The 21,897-nt window shown below is 47.5% G+C and carries 23 protein-coding genes; 14 read left to right on the top strand and 9 right to left on the bottom strand.

The annotated features are described in order from the left end of the window. Positions 1-3: 3 nt before the first annotated feature. On the top strand, positions 4-1,248 hold the full coding sequence (locus JCM15548_RS06305) for an ABC transporter permease (RefSeq protein ID WP_062123549.1): 1,245 nt from the start codon (positions 4-6) through the stop codon (positions 1,246-1,248). On the opposite strand, the gene dusB is transcribed toward JCM15548_RS06305, so the two are convergent. After that, the gene (gene dusB, locus JCM15548_RS06300) at positions 1,208-2,227 is read right to left on the bottom strand and encodes a tRNA dihydrouridine synthase DusB (RefSeq protein ID WP_227625532.1); all 1,020 of its coding nucleotides are present in this window, start codon (positions 2,225-2,227) and stop codon (positions 1,208-1,210) included. The genes JCM15548_RS06305 and dusB overlap by 41 nt on opposite strands. A 189-nt stretch (positions 2,228-2,416) precedes the next feature. Here dusB and JCM15548_RS06295 point away from each other — a divergent pair, with 189 nt between their 5' ends. From JCM15548_RS06295 to JCM15548_RS06280, 4 genes are read left to right on the top strand one after another with little or no spacing between them, the layout of a single operon-like run. Continuing rightward, on the top strand, positions 2,417-2,794 hold the full coding sequence (locus tag JCM15548_RS06295; RefSeq protein WP_157482465.1) for a hypothetical protein: 378 nt from the start codon (positions 2,417-2,419) through the stop codon (positions 2,792-2,794). A gap of 32 nt (positions 2,795-2,826) precedes the next feature. Further along, entirely contained in the window at positions 2,827-3,996 is a 1,170-nt protein-coding gene (locus JCM15548_RS06290) for a tetratricopeptide repeat protein (protein ID WP_062123537.1), read from the top strand. Continuing rightward, entirely contained in the window at positions 3,969-4,424 is a 456-nt protein-coding gene (locus tag JCM15548_RS06285; protein WP_062123526.1) for a LytS family sensor histidine kinase, read from the top strand. Before JCM15548_RS06290 ends, JCM15548_RS06285 begins: the two co-directional genes overlap by 28 nt. After that, complete coding sequence (locus tag JCM15548_RS06280) at positions 4,417-5,196, top strand: LytR/AlgR family response regulator transcription factor (protein WP_062123523.1); 780 nt, start codon at positions 4,417-4,419, stop codon at positions 5,194-5,196. Before JCM15548_RS06285 ends, JCM15548_RS06280 begins: the two co-directional genes overlap by 8 nt. On the opposite strand, the gene trpS is transcribed toward JCM15548_RS06280, so the two are convergent. Both trpS and JCM15548_RS06270 read right to left on the bottom strand, forming a co-directional pair. Then, a complete protein-coding gene (gene trpS / locus JCM15548_RS06275; RefSeq protein WP_062123513.1) occupies positions 5,193-6,182 on the bottom strand; it encodes a tryptophan--tRNA ligase in 990 nt (329 codons plus the stop codon). The genes JCM15548_RS06280 and trpS overlap by 4 nt on opposite strands. 348 nt (positions 6,183-6,530) lie before the next feature. Next, the gene (locus JCM15548_RS06270; protein WP_062123510.1) at positions 6,531-7,301 is read right to left on the bottom strand and encodes a phosphatase PAP2 family protein; all 771 of its coding nucleotides are present in this window, start codon (positions 7,299-7,301) and stop codon (positions 6,531-6,533) included. Between the two features lie 99 nt (positions 7,302-7,400). Here JCM15548_RS06270 and JCM15548_RS06265 point away from each other — a divergent pair, with 99 nt between their 5' ends. The 5 genes from JCM15548_RS06265 to JCM15548_RS06250 all read left to right on the top strand — a co-directional run bounded on the left by JCM15548_RS06265 (position 7,401) and on the right by JCM15548_RS06250 (position 11,299). Next, on the top strand, positions 7,401-7,889 hold the full coding sequence (locus tag JCM15548_RS06265; protein WP_162198184.1) for a DUF4890 domain-containing protein: 489 nt from the start codon (positions 7,401-7,403) through the stop codon (positions 7,887-7,889). Between the two features lie 69 nt (positions 7,890-7,958). Further along, the gene (nadB, locus tag JCM15548_RS06260; RefSeq protein WP_062123504.1) at positions 7,959-9,554 is read left to right on the top strand and encodes an L-aspartate oxidase; all 1,596 of its coding nucleotides are present in this window, start codon (positions 7,959-7,961) and stop codon (positions 9,552-9,554) included. Between the two features lie 229 nt (positions 9,555-9,783). Then, a complete protein-coding gene (locus JCM15548_RS06255; RefSeq protein WP_227625531.1) occupies positions 9,784-10,185 on the top strand; it encodes an RNA polymerase sigma factor in 402 nt (133 codons plus the stop codon). Then, positions 10,164-10,268: a hypothetical protein gene (locus tag JCM15548_RS23215; protein ID WP_227625537.1), complete on the top strand. Its 105-nt coding sequence runs from the start codon at positions 10,164-10,166 to the stop codon at positions 10,266-10,268. The genes JCM15548_RS06255 and JCM15548_RS23215 overlap by 22 nt, the downstream gene beginning before the upstream one ends. Then, complete coding sequence (locus JCM15548_RS06250; protein ID WP_062123501.1) at positions 10,265-11,299, top strand: hypothetical protein; 1,035 nt, start codon at positions 10,265-10,267, stop codon at positions 11,297-11,299. The genes JCM15548_RS23215 and JCM15548_RS06250 overlap by 4 nt, the downstream gene beginning before the upstream one ends. A gap of 39 nt (positions 11,300-11,338) precedes the next feature. Here the strand turns inward: JCM15548_RS06250 and JCM15548_RS06245 are convergent, their stop codons facing one another. Continuing rightward, positions 11,339-12,196 (bottom strand): LLM class flavin-dependent oxidoreductase, encoded by an 858-nt coding sequence (locus JCM15548_RS06245; protein ID WP_262486915.1) that lies wholly within the window; start codon positions 12,194-12,196, stop codon positions 11,339-11,341. A 26-nt stretch (positions 12,197-12,222) separates the two neighbouring features. After that, positions 12,223-12,357, bottom strand: a complete 135-nt coding sequence (locus JCM15548_RS25135) for a hypothetical protein (RefSeq protein WP_262486914.1) — start codon at positions 12,355-12,357, stop codon at positions 12,223-12,225. A 504-nt stretch (positions 12,358-12,861) separates the two neighbouring features. Between JCM15548_RS25135 and JCM15548_RS06240 the strand changes: the two genes are divergently transcribed. The 4 genes from JCM15548_RS06240 (at position 12,862) to JCM15548_RS06225 (ending at position 17,588) form a co-directional block, all read left to right on the top strand. Beyond that, positions 12,862-13,797, top strand: a complete 936-nt coding sequence (locus JCM15548_RS06240; RefSeq protein ID WP_062123498.1) for an outer membrane beta-barrel protein — start codon at positions 12,862-12,864, stop codon at positions 13,795-13,797. A 55-nt stretch (positions 13,798-13,852) separates the two neighbouring features. After that, positions 13,853-15,172 carry a WG repeat-containing protein gene (locus tag JCM15548_RS06235; protein ID WP_083985001.1) on the top strand — a complete coding sequence of 440 codons (1,320 nt, stop codon included), beginning with the start codon at positions 13,853-13,855 and terminating at the stop codon, positions 15,170-15,172. 191 nt (positions 15,173-15,363) lie between these two features. Then, entirely contained in the window at positions 15,364-17,187 is a 1,824-nt protein-coding gene (locus JCM15548_RS06230; protein WP_162198183.1) for a T9SS type A sorting domain-containing protein, read from the top strand. A gap of 155 nt (positions 17,188-17,342) precedes the next feature. Then, complete coding sequence (locus JCM15548_RS06225) at positions 17,343-17,588, top strand: hypothetical protein (protein WP_062123487.1); 246 nt, start codon at positions 17,343-17,345, stop codon at positions 17,586-17,588. On the opposite strand, the gene JCM15548_RS06220 is transcribed toward JCM15548_RS06225, so the two are convergent. The 4 genes from JCM15548_RS06220 to JCM15548_RS06205 all read right to left on the bottom strand — a co-directional run bounded on the left by JCM15548_RS06220 (position 17,585) and on the right by JCM15548_RS06205 (position 21,799). Then, positions 17,585-18,340: a ThuA domain-containing protein gene (locus JCM15548_RS06220; RefSeq protein ID WP_083985000.1), complete on the bottom strand. Its 756-nt coding sequence runs from the start codon at positions 18,338-18,340 to the stop codon at positions 17,585-17,587. The genes JCM15548_RS06225 and JCM15548_RS06220 overlap by 4 nt on opposite strands. Positions 18,341-18,418: 78 nt before the next feature. After that, complete coding sequence (locus JCM15548_RS06215; protein WP_062123481.1) at positions 18,419-18,760, bottom strand: HepT-like ribonuclease domain-containing protein; 342 nt, start codon at positions 18,758-18,760, stop codon at positions 18,419-18,421. After that, complete coding sequence (locus JCM15548_RS06210; protein WP_062123477.1) at positions 18,753-19,049, bottom strand: nucleotidyltransferase family protein; 297 nt, start codon at positions 19,047-19,049, stop codon at positions 18,753-18,755. Before JCM15548_RS06210 ends, JCM15548_RS06215 begins: the two co-directional genes overlap by 8 nt. Positions 19,050-19,114: 65 nt before the next feature. Next, positions 19,115-21,799, bottom strand: coding sequence for a cytochrome c biogenesis protein CcsA (locus JCM15548_RS06205; RefSeq protein WP_062123474.1), 2,685 nt, complete (start codon positions 21,797-21,799; stop codon positions 19,115-19,117). Positions 21,800-21,897: the final 98 nt, after the last annotated feature.

Here is a 21,897-nt window from a genome sequence, read left to right as displayed (position 1 = left end):
ATTATGAAAGTAAACATCGCCATACGCATAGCTGTCAGGTATCTTTTTGCCAAAAAAAGCCAGAACATCATCAACGTTATCTCCTGGATATCAGTGACAGGCGTATTGGTGGGTGCCATGGGCCTGCTGGTGGTGTTATCCGTATTCAACGGACTGCATGGGCTTATCGGCTCTTTGTATGGCTCATTCGACCCCGACCTGAAAATCGAGGCGGTACGAGGAAAGGTTTTTCAAACAGATTCTATTGACTACGCTTCCCTGGTATCAATGGATGGTGTGGCGCACATCACCGGGGTGGTAGAAGACCACACCCTTTTTCGCTTTGGGCAGCGGCAGGTACCCGGACAAATCATGGGGGTGGATGATGCCTTCAACAAGGTTTCCGGCATTGACTCCATCATTGTTGAAGGTGCCTTCCGGCTCAGAAACAAAGACATCTATGAGGGGACCATTGGCTTTGCCCTGGCCGACCAGTTGAGCCTGAGGCTCAACTTTGTTACACCCCTCATGCTTTATACCCCGGAGCGCACCAAACGGATTAATCCGGCCCGGCCCGATCAGGCCTTCAAAACATCTTACATTCAGCCTTCGGGCATTTTTATGGTGAATCAACTGGAGTACGATGCCAATTATGCCCTGATTCATATCGACAAAGCCCGCGAAATTTTAGATTACCCCGCCTCCACCGTCTCATGGCTGGGTGTTAAAGTGGCCAATCCCTCCGACGTTGAAAGCGTAAAAAAAAGCATTTCGGAGCTCTTGGGTGAGCCATACAGGGTGCGCAACCGGGAGGAACAACACGAGACCTTTTTTAAAATGATGGCCGTGGAGCGCTTAATGGCTTACATCATACTCTCCTTCATTCTGTTGATTGCGATTTTTAATGTCATTGGCACGCTTTCCATGCTCATTTTTGAGAAACGTCAAAGTATTTCAACACTGCGCAGCATGGGGGCCCAAAGGCAACTCATTCACCGCATTTTCTTAATAGAAGGATGGATCATTTCCCTGGCCGGCGCCGCTGCCGGATTGTTACTGGGAGCTGCCTTGGTTTGGTTACAACAGACTTATGGACTGATACGTTTTCAGGGAGGGGGCAACTTTATTGTTGAGGCTTATCCCGTATTGCTTCGCTGGCAAGATGTCGTCACCGTCTTTTTAACGGTTTCCATCACAGGCTTTGTGGCAGCCTGGTATCCTGTCAGGGTTATTGTTCGTCGCTATTATGCGGAGTTGCAGAATAAGTAAAACCGGCATATTTCTGCTTAACCTGCGCCAGCAATTGCTCAATTTCTTCCAGACTATTGCTTTGCAACAACTTAATTTTAATCTCCCGGAAGTTGGGCAGCCCCTTGAACGTTACAGCGATATGTCTTCTGGTATGCAAAATACCTTTTCGCTCGCCAATCCACTCAACAGTGTTGCGCAAATGACGGGCAATCAGGTCCACATGCTCATCAATTTCAATGGGAGGTAAATACGCCCCCGTATCCAGAAAATGGCGAATTTCCCTGAATATCCAGGGTCGCCCGATGGATCCCCGGCCAACCATAATGGCATCCACCCCATAGCGGTCAAAATAAGCACGGGCCTTCTCCGGTGAGTTAACATCTCCGTTACCAATAATGGGGATGTGCATGCGTGGATTGTTCTTAACAGCACCAATTAATTCCCAATCGGCTTCGCCGGTATACATTTGCGCACGCGTCCGGCCATGAATGGTCAATGCAGCCACGCCCACATCCTGCAATTGCTCAGCCAGCTCAACAATGACCTTGGAGTCCTCATCCCAACCCAATCGGGTTTTAACGGTGACCGGTAATTTCACCGCCTTCACCACTTCACTGGTAATCTTAAGCATCAGCGGCAGGTCGCGCAACATACCTGAACCGGCTCCTTTCATGGCAATTTTTTTTACCGGGCATCCAAAATTAAGGTCAATTAAATCAGGATTAACCGCTTCGGCAATTCGGGCTGCTTCCACCAATGCCTCCACCTCTTTGCCATAAAGTTGAATCCCGACCGGTCGCTCCGTATCCGAAAGCGTCAACTTCTTTTGCGTCTTCTCAATCTCCCGGACCAAGGCATCCGAGGAGACAAACTCGGTATACAACAAATCGGCCCCAAATTCTTTACACATGCTTCTGAACACCAAGTCGGAGACATCCTCCATGGGAGCTAACAACAGGGGCTCATGACGTAATTCAATACTTCCTATCTTCACCATTCCTCTTTTTCTTATCACCCAACTTATCTTTACAGGCAAACGCCCAAAACTTCATCAGGAAATTGGGTGGTTTGATGTAAAAATGAGCGACAAAGATAAACTAATTCATAATTCCAATCTAAGTTATGCAGTACTACGTTGCCATTTTTTGTATTTTGGCACTAAATTAATTAATCCATTACAGGACCAATGGAGCAACGATTACTAAAATGTTTCAATCGCACCAATAAACGCTTGGCATTTTTCCCCCTATTATTTCTCCTCATCATTGCCTTTGGTAGTTGTAATGATGACGCTGTCACTGCATCCGTATCAGAAAACATTTCCAACAAACCTGTAGCCACCGACTCCCTGGTGGTGGATCAGCTTATTGAACGCTCCAACCTCTTCTTTAATGAAACAGGCTCTAAGGCAGAGGCCTATGACGCCTTTTTGAAAGAAGCGCTGGACATTGCCGGCAGAAGGGGGCTTGTTTCTCAGGAAGCCATCATTTATAACACCATCGGGAAGCGCTATCGAAACCGCTCGCAATATGGCGAAGCCTCAAATACCATCACCGTGCGTTAAAACTGGCTCAGAGTATCGAGCAGACCCGCTTATTGGCGGATGTATACAATCAAATAGGTGTTGTTTACCGCCGAACGGATGACAATGCCATGGCGCTGGACATGCACTTTAAAGCCTTAAAACTGGCCGAAGAGGTGCAGGACACTTTCAACATCAGCGTTTCCATCAACAGCATTGGCAATGTCAACTTCAACCTGGGACGTTACCACACAGCCATTGAGTACTTTCTGCGCTCCATGGAGCTCTCAAAAGTGATGAAAAACAGTCTGGGATTGGCCATTAACAATCACAACATTGGGGAATGTCTGCTGAAACTGGAGCAACCCGACAGTGCGCTGGTCTATTTTCTGAAATCTCTGGAGTACAATTCTGAAATCGGGAGCAGGGTGGGTCAGTCGATCTGCTTCAACAGCATCGGCGCCTCTTACATTGCCAAAAATGAACTGGAGCTGGCCGAGGACTATCTGGAAAGATCACTGCAGATCAACCGAAAGCTCGGAGATCTGATGCAAGTATCCATCAGTCTCGGCAAAGTCGGTGAGGTCAACTTGTTAATGGGTAATTACCACATAGCCCGAAAGCACCTGGAAGAATCACTGGCCATGGCTGCAAAAATTGGCACCCGCTTTCAAGCCGAAGAAAGCGCCCGCTTGCTTTCTGTTTTACACGAAAAAACCAATGATTACCGCAAATCACTGAATTATTTTAAGACCTCCACCGAATACAAGGACAGTATCCTGAATGAAAAAAACATGTACCACCTCACCACCATGGAGGCCATGCTGGATACCGAAGCACAAAGGGACAGAATAATCCAGCTCAACCAGGAAACCCTCATTCAAAAATCCGTCATGGGCCGCCAAAGGCTGATGCTCACCATTATCATCATAACCTTGATCGTGCTGATTGTGGTTGCCACCATGCTGGTTCTGCAGCACCGTTTACGCAACAAGTATAACAACCTGAAAAACCAGCATAAACTGCTGCGTTCACAAATGAATCCGCACTTTATTTTCAATGCTTTAAGTGCCATTCAGGTTTATGTCCTTGAACACGACATTGAAAAATCCACCAAATTCCTGACCGATTTTGCCAAGTTAATGCGACAAGTGCTCAAACTTTCGCACTATGACTATATTTCACTTAAAAACGAGGGAGAAATCCTGGCTATTATTTGGAACTCCAGCAGCTCCGATTTATGACGCCTTTTGGTTTTAACATACACATCGATCCCAGCATAGATCCGCATGCCATACTGGTTCCTCCCATGATTACCCAGCCCTTTGTAGAAAATGCTGTGGAGCATGGCATCAAAGACCTGCACGAAAACGGCTTTCTTGATATTCGTTTTAAGCAGGTCAACAAACAAATGATTATTGAGGTAGAGGACAATGGCGTTGGCATACACCATTCCATGCAACAGAAAAATGACAAGACCAAAAGCCATGAGTCCATGGCTATAAAAATCACCAAAGAACGCCTGGATGTAATCCATAACGACTCAGGTGGCAAGGTGGGGCTGGAAATTATTGATAAGAAAGATGTCAATCCTTTTGACCATGGAACGCTGGTCAGAATTATTTTACCTGTAGTGGAACAAAACACATCCAAATCGTCAACAAATGGATAGTTATAAAGTAGTGGTGGTTGAAGACGACTTGTTTTCAAGACGTGTGGTGCGGTTGATAATAACCAATCATTTTCCTGAATTGATCGTAGTTGGGGAATGTGGCTCGGTCAAAGAGGCTCACGGTATTCTCCGGGACACAAAACCCCATTTGGTCATTCTCGACATTCAGCTGGAAGATGGCAATGCCTTTGACCTGCTCAACCAGATGAACCCGGAAGATATTGATTTTAAAATTGTATTCATGTCCTCCTACCAAAGTTATCTGGAGGAAGCCGTGCAATTTGCTGCCGTCGATTTTTTAAAGAAACCCTTTGATGAAGGAGAATTTGTATTGGCATTGGATAAAGCCATTGATTCCATCAACGACATAGAATACAACCAGCGGCTGAGTGTCATGTTCAATAATTTGAATAAAAATCAGGCTGAAAAAATCATGCTGTTCCAGTTAGATAGCGGGCCCTATACGGTTCCTTTAGTAGAAATAGAGTGCGGGGAAGCCAAACCCGGAGGGGCCATTTTTCGGCTGGTTTCCGGCTCCGACTTTAAGGTTTCCATTCCCCTTAGGCGCTACGAAATATTACTCAGTAAATATGGTTTTTTTCGCTGCCACCCTTTGTTCGTCATCAACCTGAATCTCATAGACGCCATCGATATCCCGACCTTGACCATTCGGTTTAAATCGGGGCATACCGTTCCCTTTGAGGACTGGCGGCGTCCTTCCTTATTAAAAAAGTACAACGAAGCGAAGGAGCAGGACCTTTCCCAAGGTTAAAAAGAACGAAAACCAATAATTTCCCGCACCTCCCGGACCGTTTTTGCTGCGCTCTCATGTGCCTTTTCCTTACCCATGGCCACCACCTTACGCAAGTACACCTCATCCGAAGCTATCGCCTTTATTTTTTCGCGCATAGGTTCGTTAAAAGCGATGATATCTTCGGCCAGCTGCTTCTTTAAATCCCCGTAACGGATGCTGCAAGTGCTATACTGCTCCTTAAAAAAAGCAAGGGTTTCAGGCTGAGAGACGACCGACATGAGTGTGAAGAGATTGTTCACAGGTTCACTCACCGGAGAATTGGGCTCTGTTGGTCCCGTATCGGTAACGGCCTTCATGACTTTTTTGCGAATAACCGCCGGCTCATCAATCAGATAAACACCATTGCCCTCCGATTTCCCCATCTTGCCAGACCCGTCCAGTCCGGGTATTTTCACCAAAGCCTCCCCATAATTAAAGGGCTCAGGAATGGGGAAATATTCTTTGTCATAAATCCGGTTAAAACGGGCAGCGAACTTGCGTGTCATTTCCAGATTCTGCTCCTGATCTTTACCCACGGGCACTTTATTGGCCTGATGAATAATGATATCGGCAGCCATCAAAACCGGATACGTCAATAAACCTGCATTCACATTATCGGGATGCTTGCGCACCTTCTCCTTGAAGGAAGTCGTCCGCTCCAACTCACCCACATAGGCATTCATATTGAGCAGCAAAGTCAGCTCAGCTACCTCAGGCAAATCGCTCTGAATATAAATGGTCGATTTTTCCGGATCGAGCCCGGCCGCCAAATACTCTGCCAGAACCTGACGAACATTTCCGTGCAAATCTTCAGGCGTAGGATGGGTCGTCAGCGAGTGATAATCGGCAATAAAGAAGTAGCAATTATAATCATTCTGCATCTTCAAAAAATTCCTGACTGCACCAAAATAATTTCCCAAATGTAAATTTCCCGTTGGCCGGATACCACTCACTACTTTTTCCATGACAAGCTATTCTATATCTATATTAAAAATAAAGCAAAACAAGCGTTTTGTCTCCTGACAAATAACCAACTGCAAAAATAATCAACAAAACGGCAAATAACTCCCATAAACCCCACTTTTCTCACCCCCACATCCCCACTCCCCCCTTCCTACCCATCAACCCTTCCTCCCCCATCAACCCTATTAACCCTATCAACCCAATCATCCCCATCAACCCCTATCATCCCCATCCACCCTATCAACCCTATCGACCCTATCGACCCTATCGACCTAATAACCTATCGACCTATTATCCCGCTTCGCGGGACTCCGCTTCGCTCCGCCTCCCAACCTATCGACCTATTGCCCCTAAAAAAACACCCTCACCCCCCCCGGAATAATCTCCACATTCGGATGGTGTGCAAACAGATAACCGGAAATAAAGCCCATGCCACCACCCAACATCACATCAGAGAGCCAGTGTTTATTCTGATAAACCCGGCCGGCCGCCACCGAAACCGGAACCAGGTATATCCAACGGCTGTACTCCTCTGCAAAGGGCGTAAACAAGGCAAAAGCCAAAGATGCATGTCCCGATGGCAAAGATTTATACGAATCCCTGCCGCCCGGAAAAGGTTTAAATTGATAAGCCTCTTCGTTGTTAAACGGACGCGACCTTCCGGCCAAATGCTTCAGGCCCTCAGTGGCCAGCGCCGTCACCACCACCGACTGCATGGCCTTTAGAGAAGTCGACTCCAACCTTTCATTCTTCAAAATAAAACGCGCTGCACTGTAGGTCAGCACCACCGCAGGGACCACTATGGTTTTCTCTCCGCCGGCATCCGTCCATACCGCCAATTGATCCAGGAAATCACTCTGGTTGTTCCGGATAAAATCATTCACCGGCTCATCCAATAAAAAGGCAGTCATGGACAGTCCCAGCACAGCCGGCACCATCTCTTTGATTTCAGGCGTATAGCTTCGCCCGAGACACAACGAATCCCCTCCCGACGTTTGAGCGGAAGCGGAAGTTCCCACCATTAAAAGCATCAGTAGCAGTAAGCGCCATCTGATCTTATCAGAACAACCAACCTTCTGTAAAAAGCGGCATGTCAGTTTATTAATCACAAAAACACTCATTCTGGCATGTTTTTTGGAAAGACAAGTTACGAACCTACTAAAAAATATGCATCCATTGACAATTGCAGGAACCCATTTACATCACTAAATTCATTTACCATGAAAAATTTTAAATTATCCATGATGGCATTTATGGTGGTAGCCATTTCATCCTTCACCTTTACCATGAATGCGCAACAAACCGAAATCAAGGAGCGCAAACAGCGCACCTTTGACGCGGAGCAAATGCAGGAAAACAGACTGGAAAAACTAAAAACGGAACTCAACCTGACGGAGCAGCAGGAGGCTGAAGTAAAAGCCCTTATGGACGAGCGCCAAAAAGAAATGGAGAAACACAGAACCGAGCGCGAGGAAGCCATGAAAGCCATGCGAGATAAGCACGTTGAACAAGTTAAGGCGGTACAGGAACGCCAAAAAGCGCATGACGCCAAAATGAAAGACATCCTCAGTCCGGAACAATACGAAAAATACGAACAGCTCAACAACAAGCAAAAAGAAGCAATGAAAGAAAAAATGAAAGAACGCAGAAGTGACCGGATGGAACGAAGAAAACCCAGAATGTCTAAAGAGAAACCTGTACAGGAATAACATTGAATTCGAAAACATACGGCTCTTCTTTTTTTTGTACCTTTGTAACCATTAATCAATGGTTCAACCATGCGTACAAAAGATACTTCTCACAGGAAAAAATTTGATTTTCTGATCATTGGCAGTGGCATTGCCGGACTGAGTTTTGCCCTCAAAGTAGCCAAACACGGCAGCGTTTGCGTTATCAACAAACAAAAACTGGACAACACAACTACCGTCTATGCCCAAGGCGGCATTTCTTCAGTCACCTATCAGCCCGATGATTTTGAAAAGCACATCAACGACACCCTCATAGCAGGGGCCGGTTTGTGCCATCCGGAAGTAGTACGTAAAGTAGTCACCGAAGCTCCGGAACAAATTCAGCAACTGATGGAGTGGGGCACGCGCTTCGACAAAACCAAAGATGGAAAGTTTGACCTGCACCGTGAAGGTGGCCACTCAGAACACCGTATATTGCACCATAAGGACAATACCGGGCACGAAATTCAGCGGGCCCTGACCCATGCCGTTAAAAGCAATCCGAAAATCACTGTATTGGAAGATCATTTTGCCGTGGAGATCATTACCCAGCACCACCTGGGCGAAAAGGTGAACCGTTGGCGAAAAGACATTCAGTGCTATGGTGCTTATGTGCTTAACCGACAATCCAATACTGTTGAAACCATATTGGCCAAAGTCACCCTGATGGCCTCAGGAGGCGTCGGGGCTGTGTACCAGACAACCACCAACCCCACTTTCGCCACCGGCGATGGGGTGGCCATGGTTTACAGAGCTAAGGGCACCGTTGAAAACATGGAATTTATTCAGTTCCATCCCACGTCCCTTTACAATCCCAAAGAGCGCCCCTCCTTTCTGATAACCGAAGCCATGCGAGGATTTGGCGGCATTCTGAAGCGGAAAGACGGCCAAAAATTCATGCACAAATACGATGAGCGGGAAAACCTGGCACCCCGCGACATAGTAGCCCGCGCCATCGACAGCGAACTTAAAGCGACCGGTGACGAGTATGTCTATCTGGATGTTACCCATCGGGAAGCAGACGAAATAAAAACACATTTTCCCAACATCTACCAAAAGTGCCTTTCTTTGGGCCTTGACATTACCCGGGAAATGATTCCCGTGGTTCCTGCCGCCCACTATTCCTGTGGCGGTATAAAAGTCGATATGAACAGTCGTACCTCCATTCACCGCCTGTATGCCGCCGGAGAGTGCAGCTCGACGGGCCTGCATGGAGCTAATCGACTGGCCTCCAACTCTCTGCTAGAGGCCGTGGTCTATTCGAACGCAGCCGCCAACGATGCAGCTGAGCAAATTAAAAGCCTCAACTTTTGCGACCGGGTGCCCGAGTGGAACGATGAGGGCACCTCCATTCCCGAAGAGATGGTATTGATTACCCAAAGTCAGAAAGAACTGGAGCAAATCATGAGCTACTACGTAGGCATCGTTCGGTCCAACCTTCGGTTAAAGCGGGCCATGGACCGACTCGAAATACTTTACCACGAAACGGAGAGTCTGTTTCAACGTTCGGTGGTTTCGGAAGAGCTCTGTGAACTGAGAAACACGGTGCAGGTAGGTTACCTCATTATTAAAATGGCCCAGCAGCGACGCGAAAGCCGTGGCCTCCATTTCAACGCCGACTATCCCAACCAACTCGAAACCCATTAAAATACATGACCGATCATTTCATCCCTATAAAATTTATCTCTATTTTAATATTTGTTCCGTCGCCCTTTTTTCCGCGAGTTCTAACGCTGAATATTCAGAAGCAGTTTTAAGTTTTTTCGATACGCAGAAAAATTTAAACCCTTTCTCAGAAAATCTATGTTTTTTTTGATTTTCACTGTAACTTTATTGTAGCTTTAGTTGTCCTACCAGAAACAGCAACGCATCAGGCATGACCGAACAAGCATACAACCATTGTGTCGAACTGCACGCCGACAACCTCTATCGCTTCATTCTTAAGAACATAAAGGATGAAGATAAGGCGTCGGATATTGTGCAGGATGCCTATGAAAAAATGTGGCGCTACAAAGAGGGCGTGGATCCCGAAAAAGCCAAAAGTTACCTCTTCACCACGGCCTACCATGTTTTGGTGGACACGGTTAAAAAAGACCAAAAGATGGTCCCCTTTGAACGGCATACCCCCACAGACTATTATACCGACAGTCAGTATTCAGACCTCAACGACATTTTACACCGCGCCATTGACCAGCTTCCGGCAGATCAAAAGATGGTGCTCATGCTGCGCGATTATGAAGCTATTCGTATGAGGAAATTGAGAAAATTACAGGGCTGACCGAAAGCCAGGTGAAAGTTTATATCTACCGGGCGCGGGTTTTTCTGAAGAAGTACATTGGTAAAATGGAGGTGGTACTATGAACAGGCAACACATACCTATCAGCAGAGACAATTACGAGATTTGGTTCATCGACCATTTGGAAGGACAGCTCTCTGAGGCAGAAAGCGATATGCTTCAAAATTTCCTGCTGGAAAATACCGATTTAAGCATTGAATTGGAGAATTTAGCAGATGTTACACTGCAAGCCCCTGCCAGCAGCGGTTTTCCTAATAAAGCCTTATTGAAAAAGGCTTCAGCGCCTTTTTCAGAACTCAGCACCTACGACTATCAAATGGTGAAGGCGATCGAGGAAGGCGCCCCGGTACCTGAGAAGGTAAATATGTCAAGCGCTGCGGCCCAAACAGACTGGGACTTGTACCAGAAAACAAAACTGCCAGCCGCCGCCATTAGCTATCCCCATAAAAATAAACTCAAGCGGAAGCGCATGGTCTTAATGCCCGTGGCATTCAGGGCCCTTGCCGCAGCCATTCTCTTACTTATCCTGTTCAATGTCAGGGATGATATGCCGTTGTACGACCACAGCAACAATAATCTGGTGGCCGTCACCGAAACACCACCGACCATTGAACATACTCCTTTGCTCTCTCAATCAGGGAAGGAGACCGTTGCCATCCACCAGGCAACCGCTGACATGGTTGCACCTGATATATTAGCCTCAACCAACAGCGCTAATGCCGAAGAAACAACTGTAGAAGAGGTTCCGGAAATAAACAAAGAAAGCCCGGCCCCATTACCTGCGCCTAAGTTAGCAAGCCTGCCAACACCCCATTTGCCCAACAGTTATGAAACCGGGCTGCGACTCATGTTGCCCCAATATGTAGAAAACCATCAACTGATGGCCAGTCTGTCCGACCAACCCATGCCCCGCATGGCAGAGCCCGACACCAAAACGTTGCTCAGTCGAACCTCTAACCTCATCAAGCAGGTAAGCCCCTTCAATCTCTCCTACAACAAGGTGTATGATGAAGAGGGAGAGCTGGTGGCCATCAACCTGAGCGGAGACAACTTCGAAGTGGCCCAGAAAATCCCCAAATGGTGGGGCACCAGATAATTCAAAAAGCCCCATCTGCCTACCTATCCAATAAGCACTTTATCCCAAAAGGGGCTTCACTTCTTTTCCCATGAGTCGAATGGATTGTTTCACCTGCTCATGACTGAGTCCGGCACTGTCCATCTGAAAAGTCACCCTGGAAATCCCACCCAGGGCTTCGCTGTGACGCAGGATTTTTTCTGCCACCTCCTCGGGACTACCTATCAGAAATGCACCGGTGGGCCCCGTCTGTGAATCAAAGCGATGACGGGTCACAGGTGGCCAGCCACGCTCTTTTCCAATTTTGGTAAAGGCTTCGGCATAGCCCGGATAAAACTCATCCAAGGCCGTATTGGTGTCGCTACCTACGTAACCCAGTGAATGCAAGCCCACTTTCAAATCCTCCGGCGCAAAGCCCGCTTTGGCACCCGCCTCCCGGTACTTATCAATGAGCGGTCTGAACCGATGGGTTTCCCCACCAATAACGGCCACCATCAAAGGCAAGCCCAGGGTTCCGGCCCTTACAAAGGAGGCCGGTGTACCGCCAACCCCCAACCAAATGGGAATTTTCTTTTGAATGGGCCGCGGATAGATGGCCTGCTCGTGCAGGGCAGGTCTGAACTTCCCCGACCAGGTCACCCTTCGGTTATCACGTATCTTTAAAAGCAAATCGAGCTTTTCGGTAAACAACTCGTTGTAGTCGTCCAGACTGTAGCCGAACAGCGGAAAGGCATCAATGAAGGACCCTCTTCCCACCACCATTTCGGCACGGCCCTGCGACACCAGGTCGAGCGTAGCAAACTCCTGAAACACCCGCACCGGATCATTGGCACTTAAAACCGTAACGGCACTGCCCAACTTAATACGTTGCGTTCTGGCAGCCGCCGCTGCCAGAATAACCGCGTGGGCCGAGTCCATATACTCCTCGCGGTGATGCTCCCCATTCAAAAATCGAGACCCACCTCATCCGCCAACTGCATCCTTTCCAGCAACTCATTCAAAGCCTTCATGCTTTCCTCTGCCCGCTTTTCCTCACTGCTCACATGCACCGCTGCAAAACTATCTATACCTAATTCCATATCAAAACCTCTCAATAAAACATTCTGTTAAAACAAATATCACACTCAACCTTATAACTGTCAACTATAAAAATAGTTCACCTCATTCCCCATTCACTCCCCCTCCCTATCAACCCATCCCACCCCATCACCCCATCTACCCTATCGGCCTAATACCCCATCGACCCCATCGACCCTTCTCACCCTATCCACCTAATAACCTAATACCCCATCAACCCCCTCTACCCACTCCACCCTTCTCACCCTATCACCCTATCACCCTATCGACCTATCGACCTAATAACCTAACGACCTAATAACCTAATACCCCATCAACCCCCTCGACCCTTCTCACCCTATCATCCCGCTTCGCGGGACTTCGCTTCGCTTCGCCTATCGACCTAAAAAAAATTCGCACCCCCCTGTAACTTTTCCATCCCCTCCCCTGTCCTATCAACAAAAGCGAACCGGTACGCACCTTTAAAAAACAAGACAACTATTAATTAATCAGAAAACACCCATCCAATGAAAGCAATACCTACCAACAAACGCAAATACTTCCTGCTATTGGCAGCCTTCACCCTAATGACCTTCACCATTTATGGTCAGGAAGACAAAAAGGAAATCAGGTCCACCAGGGACCTCGTGACCGTTGAAGAAACAGTAGACCGAACCAGCGTCACCTTTCCAGGCGGATCGGTGCAAGTCGATAACTTTAGTGACACCATAACCCGCATCACGGTGGGTCAAAAAAAGTTTATCATCCTGGACGATTCAAAGGATGGTACCACCAAAATACGCATGGTACACCAACCACGCAAAGATTTTAAGGGACATTGGGCCGGTGTGGATCTGGGCCTCAACAACTTCTTCTCCCAGCCTTTTGACACCTCATTGCCCCAGGACGCTCGCTTCATGGACCTGAACACCGGAAAATCGGTAGCGGTGGGCCTCAACCTTTTTCAGCAAAGCATTGGTCTTCAAAAAAACAACAACACAATAGGACTGGTAACAGGCTTAGGCCTCACCTTTAATAACTACCGATTGGATTCAGAGTATATTGTGGAACGGGATGAAGAAGGCCATACCAGCTATAGCATAACCGACCGCGATGTGAAAAAGAACAAGCTCACTACCTCCTTCCTGACGGTTCCGCTTTTACTGGAAGCACAGATTCCTTCCGGTAATGGTTCCAACCGCCTTTTTATCAGTGGCGGTCTTTACACCGGCTTTAAATTGCGCTCACACACCAAGGTTGTTTACTATGACGACGCCGGTAAGGAAAAAGAAAAATCAAGGGCCGACCTCAACGTTAATTCCTTTAAATACGGCGCTACCGTCCGCGTTGGCTATCGCTTTGTCAAGCTCTTTGCCACCTGCGACCTGAGTCAGATGTTTCAAAAAGATCAGGGACCCGAACTTTACCCCTGGTCGGTAGGACTCACCCTGATCAACTTTTAAATACGCTCCAACCCCAAACACTGTTAAATCTGAGTCATTATAAAATCCTTTCGTCATGAATCCAATACTATTCTTCTTAATGCTCTTTCCCTTTCTATTGCAAGCCCCTTCCGTCTTCTCACAGGAGATCACAGAAACGCCATGGGAACGAAAATGGGAAATGAAACCCGGCATTTACCGGGTGCTGCTCAACGGAAAAGTGGGCATCGTGGATGACAACAACGAACTGTTGGTTCCCTGTCAATTCGACCAGGTTTACGGACTCAATGATGACCACTTCGTCACGGTACTAAAAGACTTTAAAATAGGTCTCTATCATTTAGAGAAAGGCCTGATCCTTCCGGCAGAATACGATCAGATATGGCCCTTTGAAAACGAGAGAGCCAAAGTGCTCATCAACGGCAAAATGGGCCTGGTAAACACGAAGGGACAGATCGTCATCCCCCCCATCTATGATCAGATAAGTCCCTTCGACGATGGCATGGCCATGGCCACCATCGGCAACGAAAGTATTTACATCAATCATCAGGGACAGCTGTCGGGTGCGCCGGTTAAAACCACCCCCATCCCCTCTGAAGCAACAGAGACCAGCACCTGGCCCGATTCCACCGATGCCCCTGCCCGGCAAAAACCGGCGGTAAAAATTGGACGCGAGCAAGTCAACCAACAAGAAACGTATAGCCGCGAGATCACCATCAGATCGTGGCCCGACAAGACACCTAAAAAAAGACGCCATCACTTTAATGGCCACCTTTCAGGTATCACGCTGGGCATAAACGGCTATTTGGATGAAGAAATGCAAGAGACGGTACCTGCCGATTACGGTTTTATGAGTACCATCCATGAAAAGTCCATTGAATTTGGCATCTATCCCTTTCAACAAGATGTTCGGCTGATTGGCAGCCACGTGGGTCTGGTCACCGCCATTGGTCTCAAATACAATAACTATCGATTCGATATCGGCCAGATGACCGACATCAACGAGGCCGCCAGGCCGTGGTTTCCCGACTTGTCGGACAATGCCCGCATCAGCAAATCCAAACTGACCACGGTCAACTTAAGCATTCCGCTTGTATTTGAAGTACAAATTCCTGAAGGCAATGGGAAAAGCCGCTTCTATCTGAATGGTGGTATTGAAGGCAACTTGCGACTAAAATCACACACCAAATTAGTCTTTCGCGATGAAGGCAGCCGTGACAAACGCAAAAAAAAGGGTGATTTTGGATTAAACGGCCTGCGATACAACTTCATTGCCCGGGCCGGATACGACGATTTTGGCATCTATGCCACTTACTCCCCGGTGCCCTTATTTAAAAGTGAGGCGGGACCCGAGCTCTATCCTTATTCAGTAGGCATAACGTTTAGCTTTGATTAAAGATGGCAACGGAAAAGGACGCAAAGTCACCTTTGCCTATTACGAAGGATCATTTTAGGTTTCCGGCTTGCCAGAGGCAAGCAGGAAACCTATTTCAACAAGTTTTTGACCCATTTTTACACACCAGGGGGCTGTAAGCCACTTACATTTGTATTGAAAAAGTTCTTATCAAAACCACAATACCAATGTATATGAAACATTTGCTACTCCTCCTTATTTCTCTGTCCTTTACCTGGGTCAACGGACAAACGCCTGCTTTTCCGGGTGCCGAAGGTCACGGCCGTTATGTAACCGGCGGACGCGGCGGTGAAGTTTACCATGTCACCTCCCTCAACGACAACATGAGTGAACAGGGCACCTTGCGCTGGGCCTTAAACCAGCCTTCTCCCAAGACCATTCTTTTCAAGGTCTCAGGGACCATCCTATTGAGCAGTCCCCTCAAAATAAACAAAGGAAATGTAACCATTGCCGGCCAATCGGCACCAGGCGATGGCATTTGCATCGGCAACCATCCTGTGAGCGTTAACGCCAACAATGTGATTGTTCGCTACCTGCGCTTTCGCATGGGAGATGGCGATCTGGCCAATGCCGATGGATCGGATGCCTTTGGATCGCGCGATTACTCAGACGTCATTATCGACCATTGCTCCATTTCCTGGAGCACCGACGAATGTGCCTCTTTTTATGGGATGACCAACTTCACCATGCAATGGTGCCTCATTTCAGAAAGTCTTCGCCTGTCGGGCCACTCCAAAGGCCCCCATGGCTATGGCGGCATCTGGGGCGGTAAAAATGCCACTTTTCACCACAATTTAATGGCCCATCATGACAGTCGCACCCCCCGCTTTGGACCAGCCGTGAGTACCCAGACAGAAGAGAATGTGGACTATCGCAACAACGTCATCTACAATTGGGGTGGCAATGGCGCCTATGGAGGTGAGGCCATGAACATCAATATCGTGAATAATTTCTATAAGCCCGGACCAGCCACACCTAATGGAGCCAAGCGCGGCAGAATTCTGGCCTACGACAAAAAAATCGATCTCTCTGCGGGCGACGGATTCTATCCCATTAACAATCAATGGGGAAAACTCTATGTCAGCGGAAATGTCGTAGACAACAGCACCAGTAGTGGCAGCGACATCACCCACTGCAACAATGCCACGAACAACAACTGGCCCTATGGCATCTACAACCAAATTCACTCGAGGTACAGCATATCCGCCGCTGAAAAAGAGCAGATGAAACGCGCCATCCCTTATGAAAAAGGATGGGTCACCACCCATTCAGCCATCAACGCCTACGAGAAAGTTTTGGAACATGCCGGCGCATCCCTGGCACGGGATGATCACGATTCCCGCATCATTGAAGAGACACGTACCGGCACGGCGCAATTCAAAGGACTTTCAGAGCACAACGGAAAGAGCACCGAAACCGTTGATGGCGTCACCATCAACTGGAAAAGCGTGGGCTATCCCCACTGGGGAATCATTGACAGCCATTATGACATCCGGCCGGCAGATGCGCCCGTGGACTGGACCCCGTGGCCCATTCTAAATTCTGCGGAAGCTCGGGATGACTCCGACAAGGATGGCATGCCCGATGCCTGGGAATTGGCCAAGGGACTGGATCCCAATGACCCTTTGGATGGTAAGCAAGCTACCCTGGATGCGGAATATACCAATTTGGAAATGTACCTGAACAGCCTTGTAGCCACCATCACCAGTGACCAATACGAAGGAGGTGTAGGCGGCACCACCAGTCTGGCACCTCAGACAGCCGCCAAAATATCCATGCATCCCAACCCAGCCACCAAGCAGCTGACCATAGCCGGACACGCCCCCATGCGATCCATCACCATTTATAATCAATCCGGCATCGATTGCCAAAGTCAGGCAGCCAATGGTCAGACAACATCGGCTCTGGAACTGACAAAACTTTCTCCCGGCATCTATTTCATCCGTGTGAACTATGAAAATGGCGCCACCCATACAGAGAAAATCATCAAACGCTAAGCCCTCTGAATCCTATTTCCCCTGAGATGAACCATACATTCACCTCAGGGGAAATTTTTGCCTTCCATCCCCCTTGTTCAAAGTCGCTACCAACTATTTCTTCATTGAAGAATTAGCTGTATATTGTAGTGTCTAAAGAATATAAATCCTGCGCTATGTCCACCGACCTGAAAGAACTACTCATCATCCCGGATCGCCCTTTGGCTGAGGAAATCCAACGAGAGATGGAAGGAGCCGGCATCTATTCCCTGCTTCAGTCCGACAACCCGGCAGCCTCCGTCATGTCCATTTATGGTGGCCCCTCCGTATCGGAATCCATCACCATTCTGGTTCATCAGGACACCTACGACCGCGCCATCGAATTCATCCAAACCAGTCCCTATTGGGAGTTGCTGAACTAATCTTTACGGCCATTCGGCGCAGCTACCCAATGAATGGCATTGTGCAACAGTTGCCGGAAATTGGGGTTTTCGTAGGCCGTTTCGCCATGGCCGTTTATGAGAAAAACGATCCGGGATTTACCAAAAGTATTGATCCACCCCAGTTCGTGGCCGCTTAATTCATGATTGGTGGTCAACAAAACTTCCACATCATCCTTCACAAAGTAGTGATTATAGACCTCGTCCAGAATGTCAAAATCTTCCATCCCTGAGGTGATCGGATGCTCCGCATTGACCACATTTACCCGGTATTCAACATCGTGCTGATAAACCGACTGCAAGGTATCCCCTTCTTCTGTAATCAAGGGCGATTTGTTGTAGTACCTGCCACCAATAATATCTGTAAACTGATCCCACTCTCTGTAGGACAACAATGAATGGTGCAGGAAAATCGCCGGGGCCCCTTCCTTAAAAAACTGCAGCATGTGTTGTTTTTGCTCCTCTGTCGGCACAACCACCTCGGGCATATCATAAAAAACAAGCGCATCAAACTGACGGACACTATCCGTTCCAAAAAAATCAAGAACTTCAGGGTGCGTAATTTCTGTCGGATTCACATTCTCAAAACGCTCAAAAACGGCCCAAAACGCTTCGCGGTTAAAGGACCTGTCATCGGTCACAACCAAAACTTCGAGTGGCTTTTCAGATGCTTTATGCGCTATGTCGCAACTGCCCAAGAAAAGCACTAAGAGGAATAAGACTGTTAATCGCATTATTGACAATTATAATTAATCTGTTGGATCTTTACTTAATAACAATCGACTCTTCTATTTTAATCAATACTCAATTATTTATTCGTTTTCAATAACTTCTTTAATCTGAATGTTAAGCTCAGGTATTTTATTTTTAACGACATCCCAAACAATGGAATAATTAACGCCCATATAATCATGGATTAAGCGATCTCTCATGCCTGCCATATTTCTCCATTTAATGGTATTCCATTTGAACTTAAAGTCTGCAGGAATCTTTTTAGTAGCTTCTCCAATTATTTCTAAGCTCCTGATAACAGCACGTTTTAAGGTTTCATCCTCCAAGAAATCGTCTTTAGATTTATCTGGAGTAACTACGGAAATGATGAAAGAGCACTCATCAAGGATATGCTTCAGATATTCAATTGGTTCTTTAGACATATTGGACTTCATTTAAAATCCTGGGACCTATATAAGGGCTTAGCCCATTTTTGGTAACAATCTCAACCCGTTGATCCTTAAACAAGTTCTCGATAAGGTCGTAAACAGCCATATAGTTATCAAAATTTTCTTTGTCAGGTTCAAAATCAATCAAAATATCAATATCACTAATTTCTGATTGCTCATCTCTTACATATGAACCAAATAAACCAATGGCTTTGATTCCATAGCTGGAAATCTCTCCTTCTTTGGCCTTAATGGCACTCAAAATAAATTCCTTTGTTGTCATAAAACCACCTTTACACAAATATAATCATCTTTTGTCTCTCAGCCAGCTATGTGTGTCGAAAAATGCTAGCCCTTAACCTTCTGCATTTTTGCCTCATTGAGTTGCGACCAAACAATCAATACCCCGAAAACAGCGAGGGTGTAATAGACAAAGACGGGGATGGGCACCGGATCGCCACCGGCGTAGGAGTGCATGCCTGCCAGGTAGTAGTTAACGCCCAGATAGGTCATGATGACCGAGCTGAAGGTGAGCATGGCCGCCGTGTTAAAGGCCACCTGGCCTTTAAGGCCGGGAATCATGCGCATGTGCAAAACAAAGGCATAGAGCACGATGGTGATGAGCGACCAGGTTTCTTTGGGATCCCAGCCCCAGTAGCGGCCCCACGACTCGTTGGCCCATACGCCACCGAGGAAGGAACCGATGGTCATCAGGTAAAGCCCGGCCGTTAAGGACATCTCATTGACGGAGGTCAATTCAGTGATGGTCAGTTGCAGTCGCTCATAATTACGACCATTGCGCAGAATGACAATCAGCAGACTCAGGAAACCCAACAAAGCACCCAGGGCCAGAAATCCGTATCCGGCTGTAATGATGGAAACATGCAGGGTGAGCCAGTACGACTGCAACACCGGTACCAGATTGGTAATTTGCGGATTCATCCAGCTCAGGTGGGCAATCATCAGTACCAGTCCGGTAAACAACCCTGAAATGGGAAGAATCATGGTACTTTTGCGCACAAAAATAAAGGCCGCAAACATAATGGTCCAACCAATAAAAATCATCGACTCGTATCCATTACTCCAGGGGGCGTGTCCGGCCAGCACCCAACGCAAAGCCATCCCAAAAGTGTAATAAATGAAACCGCCCAAAAGCAAAACCAGGCCAATTCGCATCACCCATTTAAATTCCAGTTGTGGCCTCAGCAAAGACACAAACTGAAACAAAAGCAAAACAGCTCCAATACCAAAGAAATAGGTCGATAACCAAAGAAAAATACTCAGTCGGTTATACAGCAATTCCAAATTCAAAATCGTGTCAGAAGGCAGCAGTTCTTCAGAATGGCTCTCCTGATAATCCCGAATTTTAACCAGTTGTGCCGAAGCCTTTTCCTGCTCTCCCAATCGCACCGCCGCAATAAACTCACTCAAGGCCCCGGTAACAAACAGACTGTCGGCAGCAGACAAGGTCCTTGGCCGGGAAGTGGGCGTGTACCACGGCAACATTAAATCCTTTGACGATGGAAAAATGCGGTGCAGCTGGCCCATTTGGGTAATGTAAAAAACATTCACCTGCTCATCAATCTTGATCAGTTCCTGCTCCTGCTTGTTGCGCTCTGCGGGACTCCTGCGATGGGCAGCATCCACCATCTGATGCAGCAGATAGTGACGGTTGGCATCGAAAAAATCGACAAAAGCCGCCTTCTTTTGCGTCACTCCCAAAATCTCCCTCAATTGAGGATCCTTAACCGTAATCAAGGGTGTGGTCTGCCACTCTCCGGGATGTGTGAAAAAACCCAACACCATCTGATCGGCCGTCATACCTTGAAAACTGTGGTGCTTGACCAATTTAAGGGCGATTTCCTGGTGAAGTGAATTGAGTGGCTTAATGCGCCCCCCTTTATCCTGAACCCATACAGCACCAAATTCCGCGGCCATTTCTTTATCCGGAACCGGCGGCGTTTGTCCCACCACCCCCTGGGCCCCACCCAACGTGACCATTACCAACATCACCGAAGCCAGCTTTTTGCGCCTGCGGTGGGTCCGGTCCACCTGATGCAATAAGGCTCTGAAGCGGGTGCCCGGGGCGAATAAAGCCCAAAACATTCCCAGCGTCATCAAGAAATAGCCGATATAAGTCACAATGGTACCCGTTCCGTCATGGTTCACCGACAACACTGTTCCCTTTTCATCCTGGTCATACGAACTCTGATAAAGTCGATACCCTTTGTAACTCAATATATTATTCATAAAAACCGAATGGTCCTCCTCCACCGCATTGGCCGCATCGATCAAGGTCACCTCACTTTTATAACCGGAGGGACTTTCAGAACCGGGATATCTGTCGAGCACAAAACGATTCAAACGCACACCAAAAGGCAGTTCAATGGGTTTGGCGCCAAACCGTGCCCTGAAGCGGCCACCGGGTAATTCCAAAACGGCCGCATCGCCTATGGCGTTGCGGTTTCCCTGCACCATCAGGTGGTGGGTTTCTCCCTCGTGCACCACCTCCAGGACCAATTGCTCATCTTTAAAAGCCACACTTCTGACCTTGAGCTTTTTATCCCCTGCCATCAATGTCGCCTTAAAGGCATGTGGCGTTGCAGGGGAAAGATAGGCCGGCACTGAAACCAGGTCGGTCTCCTCCCCGGATTGCCATTCGGCCGTTACATGCGGATCATAGGAAAACATGATGTTCTCGGTTTCCCCTTCCCGAATGTGCAATAATCCCTCATAACCAATATAGCGCGTAATGGCGGCTCCTGCCAAAATGATGAAAAAGGACAAATGAAACAGCAGTACCGATATTTTTTCTTTGCGCCACATTTTGAAACTGAAAATATTTCCCAGCATATTGAGGGCCAGCAAAAGCATGATCAGCTCAAACCACCAGGCATTGTAAACCAAATGTTTGGCGGCCGGGGTGCCGTAGTCATTTTCTACAAAAGTAGCCATGGCCATGGCCGCCGCCCAAATAATAAATAAACCACCCATCATCCATGGGGCTGAGATAATTTTAACAACCTGCTTCATATGCGAAAAATATTGATATCAACGAAAGAATGTAAATATATAACTTATTGGCGAAAAGCCTAAATTTGACGCATTGACAAATATTTTGTTTTTTTGCA

It is taken from the genome of Geofilum rubicundum JCM 15548 (genome assembly GCF_000974365.1).
In the GTDB taxonomy this organism is placed as follows: domain Bacteria; phylum Bacteroidota; class Bacteroidia; order Bacteroidales; family Marinilabiliaceae; genus Geofilum; species Geofilum rubicundum.
This window is presented reverse-complemented; position numbering and strand designations above follow the sequence as displayed.

What these genes read in the sequence shown, in the direction of transcription:
- JCM15548_RS06265 (WP_162198184.1), top strand. Translation starts at nt 7,401, where the DNA reads ATGAAAAATTTTAAATTATCCATGATGGCATTTATGGTGGTAGCCATT.
- JCM15548_RS06225 (WP_062123487.1), top strand. Translation starts at nt 17,343, where the DNA reads ATGTCCACCGACCTGAAAGAACTACTCATCATCCCGGATCGCCCTTTG.
- JCM15548_RS06205 (WP_062123474.1), bottom strand. Translation starts at nt 21,799, where the DNA reads ATGAAGCAGGTTGTTAAAATTATCTCAGCCCCATGGATGATGGGTGGT.
- nadB (WP_062123504.1), top strand. Translation starts at nt 7,959, where the DNA reads ATGCGTACAAAAGATACTTCTCACAGGAAAAAATTTGATTTTCTGATC.
- JCM15548_RS25135 (WP_262486914.1), bottom strand. Translation starts at nt 12,357, where the DNA reads ATGGAATTAGGTATAGATAGTTTTGCAGCGGTGCATGTGAGCAGTGAG.
- JCM15548_RS06230 (WP_162198183.1), top strand. Translation starts at nt 15,364, where the DNA reads ATGAAACATTTGCTACTCCTCCTTATTTCTCTGTCCTTTACCTGGGTC.
- JCM15548_RS06215 (WP_062123481.1), bottom strand. Translation starts at nt 18,760, where the DNA reads ATGTCTAAAGAACCAATTGAATATCTGAAGCATATCCTTGATGAGTGC.
- JCM15548_RS06210 (WP_062123477.1), bottom strand. Translation starts at nt 19,049, where the DNA reads ATGACAACAAAGGAATTTATTTTGAGTGCCATTAAGGCCAAAGAAGGA.
- JCM15548_RS06255 (WP_227625531.1), top strand. Translation starts at nt 9,784, where the DNA reads ATGACCGAACAAGCATACAACCATTGTGTCGAACTGCACGCCGACAAC.
- JCM15548_RS06240 (WP_062123498.1), top strand. Translation starts at nt 12,862, where the DNA reads ATGAAAGCAATACCTACCAACAAACGCAAATACTTCCTGCTATTGGCA.
- dusB (WP_227625532.1), bottom strand. Translation starts at nt 2,227, where the DNA reads ATGGTGAAGATAGGAAGTATTGAATTACGTCATGAGCCCCTGTTGTTA.
- JCM15548_RS06270 (WP_062123510.1), bottom strand. Translation starts at nt 7,301, where the DNA reads ATGAGTGTTTTTGTGATTAATAAACTGACATGCCGCTTTTTACAGAAG.
- JCM15548_RS06305 (WP_062123549.1), top strand. Translation starts at nt 4, where the DNA reads ATGAAAGTAAACATCGCCATACGCATAGCTGTCAGGTATCTTTTTGCC.
- JCM15548_RS06235 (WP_083985001.1), top strand. Translation starts at nt 13,853, where the DNA reads ATGAATCCAATACTATTCTTCTTAATGCTCTTTCCCTTTCTATTGCAA.
- JCM15548_RS06280 (WP_062123523.1), top strand. Translation starts at nt 4,417, where the DNA reads ATGGATAGTTATAAAGTAGTGGTGGTTGAAGACGACTTGTTTTCAAGA.
- JCM15548_RS06245 (WP_262486915.1), bottom strand. Translation starts at nt 12,196, where the DNA reads ATGGACTCGGCCCACGCGGTTATTCTGGCAGCGGCGGCTGCCAGAACG.
- JCM15548_RS06250 (WP_062123501.1), top strand. Translation starts at nt 10,265, where the DNA reads ATGAACAGGCAACACATACCTATCAGCAGAGACAATTACGAGATTTGG.
- JCM15548_RS06220 (WP_083985000.1), bottom strand. Translation starts at nt 18,340, where the DNA reads ATGCGATTAACAGTCTTATTCCTCTTAGTGCTTTTCTTGGGCAGTTGC.
- trpS (WP_062123513.1), bottom strand. Translation starts at nt 6,182, where the DNA reads ATGGAAAAAGTAGTGAGTGGTATCCGGCCAACGGGAAATTTACATTTG.
- JCM15548_RS06295 (WP_157482465.1), top strand. Translation starts at nt 2,417, where the DNA reads ATGGAGCAACGATTACTAAAATGTTTCAATCGCACCAATAAACGCTTG.